11 protein-coding genes are annotated in these 13,867 nt (G+C 70.0%); 7 read left to right on the forward strand and 4 right to left on the reverse strand.

The annotated features are described in order from the left end of the window. Positions 1-13: 13 nt before the first annotated feature. Positions 14-1,687, reverse strand: a complete 1,674-nt coding sequence (locus V1460_RS06695; protein WP_338672719.1) for a peptidase M23 — start codon at positions 1,685-1,687, stop codon at positions 14-16. 236 nt (positions 1,688-1,923) lie between these two features. Then, positions 1,924-3,036 carry a pyridoxal-phosphate dependent enzyme gene (locus V1460_RS06700; RefSeq protein ID WP_338672720.1) on the reverse strand — a complete coding sequence of 371 codons (1,113 nt, stop codon included), beginning with the start codon at positions 3,034-3,036 and terminating at the stop codon, positions 1,924-1,926. A gap of 212 nt (positions 3,037-3,248) precedes the next feature. Here V1460_RS06700 and V1460_RS06705 point away from each other — a divergent pair, with 212 nt between their 5' ends. The 7 genes from V1460_RS06705 (at position 3,249) to V1460_RS06735 (ending at position 10,983) form a co-directional block, all read left to right on the forward strand. Continuing rightward, on the forward strand, positions 3,249-4,826 hold the full coding sequence (locus V1460_RS06705) for a S8 family peptidase (RefSeq protein WP_338672721.1): 1,578 nt from the start codon (positions 3,249-3,251) through the stop codon (positions 4,824-4,826). Between the two features lie 212 nt (positions 4,827-5,038). After that, positions 5,039-5,791 carry a GntR family transcriptional regulator gene (locus V1460_RS06710; protein WP_338672722.1) on the forward strand — a complete coding sequence of 251 codons (753 nt, stop codon included), beginning with the start codon at positions 5,039-5,041 and terminating at the stop codon, positions 5,789-5,791. A 277-nt stretch (positions 5,792-6,068) separates the two neighbouring features. Continuing rightward, a complete protein-coding gene (locus V1460_RS06715) occupies positions 6,069-6,266 on the forward strand; it encodes an SPOR domain-containing protein (protein WP_338672723.1) in 198 nt (65 codons plus the stop codon). A gap of 98 nt (positions 6,267-6,364) precedes the next feature. Then, positions 6,365-6,766 (forward strand): (deoxy)nucleoside triphosphate pyrophosphohydrolase, encoded by a 402-nt coding sequence (locus tag V1460_RS06720; RefSeq protein WP_338672724.1) that lies wholly within the window; start codon positions 6,365-6,367, stop codon positions 6,764-6,766. Positions 6,767-6,961: 195 nt separating this feature from the next. Continuing rightward, positions 6,962-7,447, forward strand: coding sequence for an ATP-binding protein (locus tag V1460_RS06725; RefSeq protein WP_338672725.1), 486 nt, complete (start codon positions 6,962-6,964; stop codon positions 7,445-7,447). A gap of 148 nt (positions 7,448-7,595) precedes the next feature. Then, positions 7,596-10,295 carry a SpoIIE family protein phosphatase gene (locus V1460_RS06730; RefSeq protein ID WP_338672726.1) on the forward strand — a complete coding sequence of 900 codons (2,700 nt, stop codon included), beginning with the start codon at positions 7,596-7,598 and terminating at the stop codon, positions 10,293-10,295. A gap of 46 nt (positions 10,296-10,341) precedes the next feature. Beyond that, positions 10,342-10,983 carry a VCBS repeat-containing protein gene (locus tag V1460_RS06735; protein WP_338672728.1) on the forward strand — a complete coding sequence of 214 codons (642 nt, stop codon included), beginning with the start codon at positions 10,342-10,344 and terminating at the stop codon, positions 10,981-10,983. A gap of 227 nt (positions 10,984-11,210) precedes the next feature. On the opposite strand, the gene V1460_RS06740 is transcribed toward V1460_RS06735, so the two are convergent. Then, a complete protein-coding gene (locus tag V1460_RS06740) occupies positions 11,211-12,710 on the reverse strand; it encodes a phosphoesterase (protein WP_338672729.1) in 1,500 nt (499 codons plus the stop codon). A 415-nt stretch (positions 12,711-13,125) separates the two neighbouring features. Beyond that, a complete protein-coding gene (locus V1460_RS06745; RefSeq protein WP_338672730.1) occupies positions 13,126-13,836 on the reverse strand; it encodes a PspA/IM30 family protein in 711 nt (236 codons plus the stop codon). Positions 13,837-13,867 lie beyond the last annotated feature (31 nt).

A 13,867-nucleotide genomic window follows, 5' to 3' on the forward strand; every position in this document is an offset into this window, starting at 1 on the left:
CCTGCTGGATCGGCTAATCCATCACCGGCCCGCGGTCGTTCAGCCAGCCCCACCCGGACCACGAGGCGAAGCCGGTCTGCCAGCGGTGGTAGACGCCGGCGTGGCTGGTGCCGAAGACCTCGATGCGGCCGTCGGCGTTGTTGCTCGCGCCGATCGCCGTGCCGCCGCCGCCGAACGACTCCCACTGCGCGTACGCCGCGTTCGGGGCGGTCTGCCAGGCGTGGCCGGCGGTGGTGGCGTTGATCGCGAACACCTCGACCCGGCCGTCCACCGACCGCGAGGTGGCCAGCTCGGCGTCGGCGGGCCCGCCGCCGGTCCCCGTCCACGCCGACCAGGAGGTCGGGCTGGTCTGCCAGCGGTGGAACACGCCGTCGGGGTTGGACGCGAACACCTCGATACGGCCGTCCTGGTTGTGGCTGACGGCGACCGACTTGCCGCCGGTGCCGAAGTCCTCCCAGGCGGACCAGCCGCCGTTCACGCCGGTCTGGTACAGATGCTGGAAAGTCGCGTCGGACAGCGCGAACACCTCGAGCCGGCCGTCTGGCGCGTTCTCCATGGCGAGGCGCGCGTTCGCCGGGCCGCCGCCGGTGCCGTCCCAGGCGGCCCAGCCGCCGCCGGGCGCCGTCTGCCATCGGTGGAACACGCCGTCGGGGTTGGAGGCGAACACCTCGATACGGCCGTCGGCGTTGGTGCCCGCCGCAACCCGGTACCCGCCCGTGCCGAAGTTCGCCCAGCCGGACCATCCCGCGCTGGGCGCGGTCTGCCACATATGGTCGAAGGTCGCGTCGGACAGCGCGAACAGCTCCAGCCGACCGTCCGCGTTGGTCGCTACCGCCAGCTGCGCGTTGCGCGGGCCGCCCGCGAAACGCCACGGCGACCAGTTGCCGTTCACTTGGGTCTGCCATGCGTGATACACCCCGTCGGCACCGGCGGCGAAAGCCTCCAGGCGCCCGTCCGCGGACCGGCCGGAGACCACCCGGCCCGAACCGTACGGGCGCTTGGGCCCGCCGCTCGTCCCGGCCCACAGCGCGTTGGCTACGAGCGCGGCGTCGCCGGCCTCAAGGCCGTACAGGTGACGCAGGTCCTCACGGGGCCGCTGCACGTTCCAGGCGACGTAACCGATCTCCTGGTTGTTCCAGGAGCCGCCGGGGAACTGCTGCTCCATGGCGTCGAGGAAGGCGTTGGTGGCGTACGCCGGGTTCAGTCGCTGCTCGCGGGTGCCCCACCAGTCCTGCTGCTGGAACAGGCCGAGGCTGGTGTGGTCGACGGCCTGGGAGTAGTTGTTCATGCTGGCCTCGACGATGATCGTGGCGATGGCGATGGTCGCGGCCTTCGGGTTGAGCCCGCGGTCCTTCACCGCCTGCGTGACCATCCGGGCGCAGGACATCTTGTACGCGTCGAGATAGCCGGCCATCTTCGCGCCGAGCTGAGGGTTGAGCTGATCGGCCATGACGCCGTCGGTGGCCGACGGTCCGACGGGATCACAGGGGACGGTGGGAATGGCCTTCCCCTCGACCACCCCCTCCGGCCCCAGGAAGTACCGGGAGACCCCGTTCCGGTCGCCCCCGGGGCCGGGCGGCACGGGACGGGCGACGCCGACCGAGGCGGTCATGCCGATGACCAGGGCCCAGAGGACGGTGACGACGGCGAATCGGGAGAGCATGCGGGATAAGCCGGTTCTTGCCATGGAGTGCCTCTCTGTCTGTCGTACGGGCCGTGCCGGTTGCCCGAGCAGGGGACGCCGTCGACAAACTAGGGGGGCCGCGCGCGGCAAGGCATCCGGAACGATCCGGAGTGACACGGACAGGAGCCGACGTCGGGGGAGTGGCGGTGGAAGCCCATACGGCGCGCCCACGCTTGGCCGCTGTGGTGCGATCAGGCCTCAGGTGTGTGGTTCGTCCTGAGGCGGCGGCGCGGGCTCGGCTACACCGTCGCCGCGAGGCCCGACTTCAGCCCCGCACCGCACAGCGGCAGTACCGCGGTCCGCCCGTCCAGGCCGTGGGAGCGAGCCGCGGCCCAGCAGGCGGCGGCAGTGGACTCGACGTAGAGGCCGCGGGCGGCGAGGTCCAGTTGGGCGGTGCGGAGCTGGTCCTCCGTCACGGTGAGGAAGGTGCCGCCGGTGGCGCGTACCGCCGTGAGGATCTGACGGGCGCGCGGCGGATGCGGAATCGCGATGCCCTCGGCGAGGGTGCGGGTGGTGGCGGCCGGGGCGAGCACGTCGTCCGCGCCTTCGCGGAACGCGACGGCGAGCGGGGCGACCGCCGCCGCCTGGACGCCGAGCAGGGCGGGCTTCCGAGTGATCAGGCCGTGGGCGTGGAGTTCGCCTATCGCGAGCGCCGCACCCAGCAGGAGGGTTCCGTTGCCCACCGGTAGCACGAGGGCCTCCGGCAGTCGGCCGCCGAACTCCTCCCAGATCTCGTAGACGTAGGTCTTGGTGCCGTGCAGGAAGTACGGGTTGAAGACATGCGAGGCGTAGAAGACGCCCTCTTCGTCGGCGACCGCGCGGGCCGCCCGCGCCGAGGCCTCGCGGTCGCCGGGCACGAGTTCCGTACGCGCGCCGTGGGCGCCGATCTGTTCGAGTTTCTTGGGTGAGGTCCCGGCGGGTACGAACACGGTGCAGTCGAGCCCCGCGCGGGCGCAGTACGCGGCGATCGACGTGCCCGCGTTCCCGCTGCTGTCGGCGATCACCCGGTGCGGCTTCAGCCGGCGCGCCAGTTCGGCGAGCAGCACCGCACCGCGGTCCTTGAAGGACAAGGTGGGCATGAGGAAGTCGAGCTTGGCGGTGATGGCGTCCGTGAGCGGTACGAGCGGGGTGCGGCCCTCGCCCAGGGAGACCGTGGCGCGTGCCGGGGCGGCGGGCAGTGGCAGCGCCTCCTCGTAGCGCCAGAGCGAGTTGACGCGCGACGGCAGCGAGGCGAGCGGCACCGGGGACGGGGCGAAGGCGAGGTCCCACGGGCCGCGGCACTCGGGACAGCACCAGGCGGCTGTCTCCACCGGGCAATGAACCCCGCACATCGAACATTGATACGCCGTCATGTGTTTCAGGATGGCACTTGTGTGTCGTGTGTGTTAATCCGCTGCCGAACCTCTTGTGGGAGCCTTGAAGATCAGTCAACCTTTCGGTCGGCAGTCACCGCGTGTAGACAGAACGATCCCCGCTCGTCTCAAACCCCAATTTGTCATGAGCATGTCCTATTTGCGGTGTCCGCCTCCCCCACGTAGCAGGACCGATGAGGAGGACCCCCACCATGCATGCGATGCGAGATGCCCGGCGAAGACTGTCCGCGGCCAGTGCCATAGTCGTCGCCGCCCTCGCGCTCGGCACCGCGTCAGCCTCCCAGGCGACCGCGGTCGAGCCGGCGCCGGAAGGCGTCATCCAGAACGCGGGTGCGCCCGGCGCCATCGCCGGCAGCTACATCGTCACTCTCGACGGTTCCGCCGCCGACGCCGGTTCCAAGGCGGGCAAGGCCCTTGCCGCGGAGTACGGAGCGAAGATCAAGAGGACCTTCCGCGCCGCGCTGAACGGCTACTCCGTACAGCTCACCGAGGCGCAGGCGAAGAAGTTCGCCGCGGACCCGGACGTCAAGTCCGTGGTGCAGAACCGTGTCTTCAAGACCAACGACACCCAGACCAACCCGCCGTCCTGGGGTCTGGACCGCATCGACCAGCAGTCCCTGCCGGTCAACTCGAGTTACACCTACCCGGCGTCGGCCGGTGGCGGCGTCACGGCATACATCATCGACACCGGTGTCCGTATCACCCACAGCGACTTCGGTGGCCGCGCCTCCTACGGCTACGACGCCATCGACAACGACTACACCGCCCAGGACGGCAACGGCCACGGCACGCATGTCGCCGCGACGGTCGCCGGCAGCTCCTACGGTGTCGCCAAGAAGGCCAAGATCGTGGGTGTCCGGGTGCTCGACGACGAGGGCTCCGGCACCACCGAGCAGGTCGTCGCGGGCATCGACTGGGTGACCCGTAACGCCGTGAAGCCGGCCGTCGTCAACATGAGCCTCGGTGGTGGCGCCGACACCGCGATCGACACCGCGGTGGGCAACTCCATCGCGGCAGGCATCACCTACGTGGTCGCTGCGGGCAACGACGGCGCCAACGCGTCCAACTACTCCCCGGCCCGGGTGGCCGCGGCGATCACCGTCGGCTCGACCACGAGCTCCGACGCGCGCTCCGGCTTCTCCAACTACGGCAGCTCGCTGGACATCTTCGCGCCCGGCTCGTCCATCACCTCCGCCTGGAACACCGGCGACAGCGCCACCAGCACCATCTCCGGGACGTCCATGGCCTCACCGCACGTCGCGGGCGCCGCCGCCGTCTATCTCGCGGACAACCAGTCGGCCACTCCGGCCCAGGTCTCCACGGCCCTGACGACGGCCGCCACCCAGAACAAGGTCACCAGCGCGGGCACGGGCTCCCCGAACCGTCTGCTGTACGTCGGCGGCGGCACGACCACCCCGCCCGGCACCACGAAGTTCGAGAACACGGCGGACCACACCATCAGTGACAACGCCACTGTGGAGTCGTCCATCACCGTCAGCGGGGTCTCGGGCAACGCCCCGAGTTCGCTCCAGGTGCCCGTCAGCATCGTGCACACCTACATCGGCGACCTCCAGGTCCAGCTGATCGCCCCGGACGGCACCGCGTACACGCTGAAGTCGTACGGCACCGGCGGCAGCGCGGACAACATCAGCACCACGTACACGGTGAACGCCTCGTCCGAGGCCGCGAACGGCACGTGGAAGCTGAGGGTCAGCGACAACGCGAGCTACGACACCGGGAAGATCGACTCCTGGGGTCTCCAGTTCTGACATGAACGGATGAGCACTGAGGGGTGGCCGCGCCGAGCGGCCACCCCTTCTGCCGCAGGCCCGTTCAGCCCGCGGTCCACCGGTGGTCTACCGGCGGTAAATCTCCGGCTGAAGAGGCGGCATTGCTTCCAGTGACGCTCTGGCCCATGCTTGCGGGGGCCAACCGTCGGTTGCCACGCTGTTGCTGTCTGTCAACCCGTTGGGAGTGGCCAGTGACATTCGGTGAGCAGCCCGCCTATCTGCGTGTCGCGGGCGATCTCCGACGGAAGATCGCCAACGGTTCGCTGCCGCCGCGTACCCGGCTCCCCTCCCAGGCCCGCATCCGCGAGGAGTACGGGGTGTCGGACACCGTGGCACTCGAAGCCCGCAAGGTGCTGATGGCCGAGGGGCTCGTCGAGGGCCGTTCGGGATCGGGCACCTATGTACGTGAGCGGCCGGTGCCCCGCCGTATCGCCCGCTCCGGCTTCCGGCTGGCGTCCGGCGGCAGTCCGTTCCGTCAGGAGCAGGCGGCGGACGGCGTCCGGGGTACGTGGGAGTCGAGCAGTGAGCAGGTGGACGCAGGCACGGCCGTTTCCGCCCGGCTGGGCATCGGTGCGGACGAGCGGGTGATGCGTACGCGCTATGTGTTCCGGGACGCGGGCGAGGCCATGATGCTGTCCACCTCCTGGGAGCCGCTCGCGATCACCGGGCGCACACCGGTGATGCTGCCCGAGGAGGGGCCGCTCGGCGGTTGCGGTGTGGTCGAACGGATGGGTGCCATCGACATCGTCGTGGACAACGTGGCGGAGGAGGTCAGCGCACGCCCGGGGCTGGCGGAGGAGCTCCAGGCGCTCGGCGGTGTCCCCGGCCATGTGGTGATGGTCATCCAGCGGACGTACTACGCATCCGGCCGGGCGGTGGAGACGGCGGACGTGGTCGTCCCAGCCGATCGCTACCGGATCTCGTACCACCTGCCGGTGCGCTGAGCCATGGGTCCGGGTCGGCGGGCGATCGGTGGGTCGGGGCGCTCCGCGAAGGGCGGGGAGCGCCGGGCAGGGCCGCTCGGGAAGGGTTCGAAGGGTTCGGGAGGGGCGCACTCGGCCATGTGCGCTCCCGTATTCCGGCCCGGCCCTGGCCGGATCCGTATCTCTTTGTGAGAACACATGACCGCTGAGTAAATGCCAGGCGTAAGGTCGGGCATATGCAGAGTGCGGTTTCCCGGGGGTCGATGAAGGTGTGCAGGCAGGCGGCGGGAGGGTCGCGATGAGCGAGGACAGCGCGGTGCTGCTTCCGTGGCTGGTGATCCGTCAGGACGACAACGGCAACCGCTATCGCGTCGGCAGGTACGCCACCGAGGTCGAGGCGCGGGAGATCGCGGACAGTCTCGACTCCCGCGGTCACAAGCAGCTCTACTGGGTGGAGCGCTTTGGGTCGGCGACGCCGTCCCCGGACCTGGCTTAGACCCAGACCCGCCCGCATCCCGCACACCCTTGTCGGGGGTGGGGGTTCCCTGCCCGCGCACACGGCGTGGGGTGCCTCGGCGCGTTACGCTCCGGCGCATGACGGATCGTGTGACAGCCCGCGTCGTGGTGGCGGCAGCGGTGTGCGAGCGAGGACGGCTGCTCGCCGCGCGCCGGAGCGCGCCGCCTGAGCTCGCCGGTCGCTGGGAGCTGCCCGGCGGCAAGCTGGAGCCGGGTGAGACCTCCGAGCAGGCGCTCGTGCGTGAGCTGCGCGAGGAGCTGGGCGTCGAGGCGGAACCGATCGAACGGGTCCCCGGCGAATGGCCGCTCGGGCCCGGCTATGTGCTCCAGGTGTGGACCGCCCGGCTGCTGCGGGGCGAACCCGAGCCGCTGGAAGACCACGACGAGCTGCGCTGGCTCTCGCCCGATGAGCTGGACACCGTGGACTGGCTGCCCCAGGACCGCCCCGCGGTCGACGCCGCGGTGCTGCGGCTTCCCTGATCGGGCGGGACGCTTCCGCCTCGTGGGATGAGGCTTTTCGCTGCCGTTGACCGCTGTTTGAGCAGCACTCGGCCGCTGTCCGCCATTCGCGTCACCATACGCCCAGCGCTGCGGTAGTTGTTCCGAATATCGGGTATGGGGTGATTGACGCTCCGGAATCAGACGTGGTCCAGTCACCATGTTCGGCCGTGGGAAGTGATCGGTGTGAGCGACACCCTTGGCGACGTCGCCGAGTGGACCTTCCCTGGCGCGCCCGGTGCCGTTCGCGCCGCACGCCACGCGGTCCGCGACACGTTGCGCAGCTGGGACCTGGACGGCCTCAGCGATGTGACCGAACTGCTGGTCAGCGAGCTTGTGACCAATTCCCTTCGGTACGCGTCCGGCCCGATCGGCGTCCGCCTCGCCCGGCTCAGAGTGGACGGGGTCAGCAGGGACGGGGTCAGCAGGGACGGGGTCAGCAGGGACGGGGCCCGCCCGGGCGGCGGCGCCCCGGCATCCCGCTCGGCGCTCCTGGTGGAAGTCAGCGACCCGCTCCCCGATCCGCCCCTGGAGCGCCCGGCAGGACCCGATGACGAAGGCGGGCGCGGAATCAAGCTCGTGGCCTGCACCGCCAGGCGGTGGGGCACACGTCGCGGAAGGGCGGGCAAGACGGTGTGGTTCGAGCTGCCTCTGCCTGGTTAGAAGTCTGTTGGGACATCGATCATCGCGTTTTCGGCTCAAAGTGAACGAGACCGCTCTGTGATCGTGAACGCCGTGCCGTCGAAGGCCGTAGTGCTGAATACTGCCAGGCATGGCCGGTCCGGTGCGGTGAGCTGGAGGGGACGGTCGCGTGAGCGAGATACCTGAGACGGCGAGCGGCGTGGTGTGGCAGAGCAGTCCGCCCGGCTCGATCTACGACTACATCAAGGTCGCGTCATTCTCGATAGGCCCGGACGGGCTGGTCGACCAGTGGAGTCGGCGTGCCACCGAGCAGTTCGGTATCGAAGCCGCGGAAGTCATGGGCAAGGATCCGATCGAGGTGTTCATGCCCGTGGAGCTGCGTCCACGCGGCTACCGGAAGATGGCCGAGATCCTCGACGGCAGGGAGTGGACCGGCCTCGTCCCCTTCCGCACGCCGGGCGGAGAACACCCGCACGGCCTGGCAGAGGTCTATGTCATGCCGAGCGAGACCGAGGGCGGCCGGCACGCCGCGCTCTGTATCGTGGTCGATGTGCGGGCGCTGCGCGGCATAGAGACCGACCTCGCCGCCTCGCAGGCCATTTTCGGCCAATCTCCATTTGGCTTCCTGCTGTTCGGTCCCGACCTCACCGTCGTACAGGCCAACCGGCGCTTCGCGGCCGTGTTCGGCGGTGCTCCGTCGGAACACCGCGGGCGTACCGTCCACGACTACCTCTCCAGGCCGGAGGCCGAGCGGATGACCGCTGCCCTCAAGCGGGTCCTGGACACCGGCGACTCCGTCACCGACCTTCAGGTCGTCGGCAACGTGCCCGGCGGCAACGAGCGCCGCCACTGGTCGGTCAACCTCTACCGGGTGCACAGCGGTACAGGGCGCCCCGTCGGCGTCGCCGGACTCGGTATCGACGTCACGCGCCGTCACATCGCCGCCCGTGAGGCCGCCAGCGCCCGGCGCAACCTCGCCATCCTCAACGAGGCGAGCGCCCGGATCGGCAACTCGCTGGACCTGGAGACCACTGCCCGCGAACTCCTCGGGGTCGCCGTGCCCGGCTTCTGCGACCTCGCGTCCGTCGACCTGTACCAGGGGCTGCTCACCGGAGACGAGGCACCGCCCGGACACTGGGGTTCCGGCCACCCCGAGGGGTACGGCGGCACCAGCGCCGAACTGCGCCGGGTCGCCTTCGCCAGCGCGGTCTCAGGCGCGTTGCCATCCGACCGCCCGGACACCGCCCCAGGCGATCGGACGGGTCGGGACGGGGGCTCGGACGCAACCGGGGGCGTCGCCGCGTCCACCCCGGGGGCGCCGAGTGTCGGGGCCCTGCACCACTTCCCGTTCAGCTCGCCGTCGGCAACCGCTCTGCGCACCGCCCGGGTGCAGGCCATCCCGGGTGAGGAAGGCAGTCTCGTCCAGTCGACCCTCGCCGTCCCGATGGTCGCGCACGACGCGGTCATCGGGCTGGTGCAGTTCTCCCGGGCCAAGGGCAGCGAACCCTTCGGCGAACGGGACCGCGCCCTCGCGGTCGAACTCGCCGCGCGCGCCGCCGTCTGCATGGACAACGCCCGGCTCTACCGCCGAGAGCACGAACGAGCCCTGATCCTCCAACGCAGCCTGCTCCCCCCGGGCGACCCCGAGGCCGCCGGACTCGACATCGCCTGCCGCTATCTGCCGGGCAACACCGCGACCGAGGTCGGCGGCGACTGGTTCGACGTCATCGAACTGCCCGGTCATCGCACCGCACTCGTCGTGGGTGACGTCATGGGCCGTGGACTGCGCGCCGCCGTGGCCATGGGCGAACTGCGCACCGCCGTAAGGACGCTGGCGCTGCTCGACCTGGAACCCGCGGAGGTGCTGTCCGCGCTGGACGAGATCGCCCGCGGGCTCGGCAGCCCCAGCGGTGCCCAGCAGGCGTCCCGCGTGGCGCACAAGAACCGCGGCCCGGAGCTTTCCGAGGTCTATCTGGCGACCTGTGTCTACGCCGTGTACGACCCGGTGACCAGGCGCTGCACCTTCGCCAACGCCGGGCATCTGCCACCCGTCCTCGTGGAGCCGGGCGAGGAGGCCCTGCTGCTCGACGTGCCCCCCGGCATGCCACTGGGGGTCGGCGGGGAGCCCTTTGAGGAGGTCCAGGTCGAGCTTCCGGAAGGCGCCCTGCTCGCGCTCTACACGGACGGTCTCGTGGAGTCCAGGCACCATCCGCTGGACGAGGGGCTAGGCGCGTTCCGGGCAGCGCTCACCGATCCCTCCCGGCCGTTGGCGGGCCGCACACTCCCGCCGCAGGCGACCGGGCACAGGGCACCGGCGCCCGTGCCCGCCCCGGGAGCGGGTTCCTCTTCGCTGGAGGACATCTGCGACCACGTCCTGAACACTCTGGACACCCGCCACGGCGAGGACGACATCGCCCTCCTCATGGCCCGTGTCCAGGGCATGCCGACCGAGGCCGTGGGCGACTGGCGGCTGCCCCGCGAGCCACGCTCGGTGGGCAGGGCCCGCGAACTCACCAGGGCACAGCTGGTCGCCTGGGACCTCGAACCACTCGTGGACACCGTCGAACTGCTCGTCAGCGAACTGGTCACCAACGCCCTGCGCTACGGAGAGGGCGAGATACGGCTGCGCCTGCTCCGCGACCGCACCCTGGTCTGCGAGGTCTGGGACGCGGGCCTCGTACAGCCTCGGCGCAGGCGAGCCAAGGACACCGACGAAGGCGGCCGTGGCCTGCAACTGGTCGGGCTGCTGAGCGCCGCATGGGGCTCCCGCCGCACTCCGCAGGGCAAGACGGTGTGGTTCGAACTGGCCCTCCCGGACGGCGACTCGTCGCCCGAGCCCAGCGTGGAGCAACTACTCAGCATGTTCTGAATGTTCCGGGCCCATCGCATCGAGGCCGACCGGATTCTCCGCGCAGATGTGGACGGAGGGCTGGTCGGCATTCGCGGGCCTGTCCACACAGCCGGTGACCGGCACACCGAAGGAGTGCGAGTCCAGAGCCGCTTCGCACGTGGCCTGGCTCGACTGGAAGTCCGGCACGGGACTGTTCGTCACGTCCGTCGACCGCACGACGCACGAGCAGAAGCGGACCGTCGTGGGATCACGCGCCAACCCGCACGATTACACCGACAACGGTTCCACCGACGTCCTCGTGCGGGACGCGTCCGGTGTGCTGTGGCGCGACGACCTACGGGACCGGCCGGCGAACGGTCAGATCAAGCCCGCCCTGCGCACCCGGGTCGGCGCGGGCTGGCAGACGTACAAGCAGATCGAGGCCGTCGGTGACCTCGCGGGCAACAAGGCCGGCGTCCTCTGGCTCTACCAGGGCAACGGCCGCGGCAACTTCGCCACCCGGGTACGGATCGGCGGCGGCTGGGGAGCCTTCACCCAGCTCGTCGGCGCCGGTGATGTCGACGACGACGGACGTCCGGACCTGATCGCGTACGGGGCGGGCGGCACGTACGTCTACCGCTCGACGGGCTCCACGACCGCCCCCTTCAGCCGTCAGTCGACGTCGCTGTACGCGGGCGAGGGCTCCGAGTTCAACAGCATCGCGTAGCAAGCGGCACCACGGCGCGCACTGCAACGCCCGGCGCCGCGCCACCTCGGGCTCGCCACCCGGTGCCTGCGGTCACCATCGAGGTGACCGCAGGCACCGGGTGGCGAGCCGTCGTCGGTCCCGTGCGGTGATCACCGGTCGATCGGCGTCGGACATCCCATGACCGGCGTCTCGGAACCGACATCCCGGAGCCGGGTCCCGACGTGGAAGTGCCGCCGGCCGACGCTTCAGCGAACGTCCACGAAGACCGGGTTCGAGTAGAACCACAGGTCGTCCCAAGGGCTCTCCAGCCCGTCGGCGAGCGGCTCCACCTCATCGGTGTTCGTGCCGCGCACCCGGGCGTAGAGGTCGCTTTCCACGCCACGCAGGGTGTGCCGGATGACGAACCCACCCCCCTCCCTGCGCCAGTCACCGGGACCGAATCGCGCCACCACCCTGGTGGTCGGGTCGGTGTCGGTGTCGAGGTTGGCGCTCGGGCCGGTGACCTGGCCCACGATCAGGTCCACGCGACGGACCTGCGGCCGGTCGCCGTTGCCGTTCGTGCCCTCCAGCGGCCGGAACCTGATCTCCAACTCGACGTCGGTGCGGTGTCGGCGGCTGACGGTGAGCGTCTCGCCCATCCCGGCGTCGCAGCCGCGGTTGCTCGCCGTCAGGTCGAGGGTCGTGATGAGATCCCCGGTGCCCACCCAGACCCGGCCGTTGCGGAGCCCGTCCATGACATCGGCGTAGTCCTGCCTGGCAAGCACATGGGTCTTGCTGTACTCACCCGGCCAGAAGTCGGCTCCGCCGCGTGTCCAGTGCACATGCGAGTCCGAGGTCGCGGTGATCCACCAGCGACGCCCCTCGCCGAGCAGCGAGTCCCAGAGCCCGCCGACGCGTGCGGTCATCTGGTCGAAGCCGCCATGGGTCGGGTATTTGCCGTAGCCTCCGCGTGCCTTGCCGATGAGCGGACCGGCCTGATGGCCCGGAGCGCCCTCGAAGCCCACGTAGACGTCGGGGGCGGCGTTGTTGCCGTTGCGGAACTCCCGGGGCGTGTCCTGCCCGTAGACACCGAGCCCGGTCGCCGAGCGGGAGGCGTGGTGGGCGATCACCAGGGGTTTGCGTCTCATGTCCTTCGCGGTCTTCAGGAACTCGACCATCCTGGCCTCGGTGTCACGGCCGGGATCGGCGGGGAAGGCGTCGTGCTTGGCGAACCGGCTCTCCAACGCGTAGAGCTGCTGGGCCTCGTCGGTGTGGTGGGGAATCATCAGCGTGTGGTGGTCCAGGGCCGGCGCATCGAACTCCATGCCCCAGAACTGGAGGACCTCCGGTACGAGCGCTCGTGAGCGCAGCAGGTCCGGGTAGGCCAGTTCGAGGTTCACCTTCGAGTGCGTCGGGCCACCGTGGTCGGTGCACATCATCCAGCTGAGACCGAAGTGCTTCCCCATGATCGCGTTGGTGACGATGGGGTACACGGCGTCGGCACCCTTCTGGAACGTCGGGGGGGTCGTCGACGTGTCGAAGTCGCCGCTGTACTCCGAGTGCACATGGTGGTCACCGGCCCGCCAGGACCTCCGGTGGTCGTCCCGCTTCCCATGCCTGTCCCCGTCCCGGCTGTCGGCCACTGCCGTGCCACCCGCGACCAGCGGGGTCGCCGCCGCCAGCGTCGCCCCGACACCGGCGAACTTGACCAGACGGCGGCGTGAGATCGCCGAGTTCTCGGGGCCCTCGAAGTTCTTGTCCTTCACCGGGAAGCCTCTCGTTCGACTGGTGTGGGGGGCGACGAGTGAGTCTCGAAGCACCAGTCGAACGCGGAGTGAACAGCGGTCGGACGCCGGACGACAATGAACTCCCGCTTGGAGATGGTGTGTTCGACCTGCGATGGCGGTCATCCAGGCCGTGGGAATGACGGTGGCACCACCCGAGCGGTCCGCGAACGCCGTCCTTGTCACCGTTCCACGGGAGGTCGGGCTTCAGGTCCCGCCGCCCCGCCTTGCCTCCTCCCCCTTCCCCCGCCCTGCCTCTACCTTCGCACCGCACCGCACCTCGCCGGAACGCGATGCGGTGCGGTGTGATTGTTCCGCCGAAGCCATGGGGCAACCCCGAGGCGTCTCGTACGCCTCGGGGTTGCCCCATGGCTTCGGAGCCCCGGAGGGCAGGGGCTTAAGCGGCCTTCAGCGCCGCCAGCCGAGCCTCGATCTCCGCGCCGTCCCCGAGCGCGTCCAACTGCTCGAACTGCGCGTCCAGTGACGACGCGGCGAGCTCCTGCTTGCCCAGGGCCTTGGCCTCTTCCCTGCGCACCTTGTCCTCGAAGCGGCTCAGCTCGCTGGTGGGATCCAGTACGTCGATGTTCTTGACCGCGTCCATCATCTGGTTCTGCGCCTGGGCGGACTTGGACCTGGCCACCAACTCGTCCCGCTTCGCCTTGAGCTCACCGAGCTTGGCCCGCATCTGTTCGAGGCCCTTCTTGAGCTGGTCCACGACCTCCGTCTGCGCGGCGATCGTCGGCTCGGCGGTCTTCGCCTCCCGCTCGGACTGCAACTGCCGCTGCAGCGCGACCTTGGCGAGGTTGTCGAAGGTGTCCGCTTCCGCGCCCTGGCCCGACGTCCGCAGCTCGTCGGCCTTCCTGCTCGCCGCCAGAGCCTTTCCGCCCCACTCCTCGGCCGCCTCCGCGTCCTCGCGGTGGTCCTGCTCCATCAGCCGCAGATTGCCGATGGTGCCGGCGACCGCCTGCTCGGCCTCGGCGATGTTGTTGGTGTAGTCCCGGATCAGCTGGTCGAGCATCTTCTGCGGGTCCTCGGCCTGATCCAGGAGCGCGTTGATGTTGGCCTTCGCGAGCTGGGCGACCCGGCCGAGGATGGTCTGCTTCGTCATGGCGCCTCTCCTTGCGCGGAATGCGGAATGC

Origin of the sequence: Streptomyces sp. SCSIO 30461 (assembly GCF_037023745.1) — a bacterium.
In the GTDB taxonomy this organism is placed as follows: Bacteria; Actinomycetota; Actinomycetes; order Streptomycetales; family Streptomycetaceae; genus Streptomyces.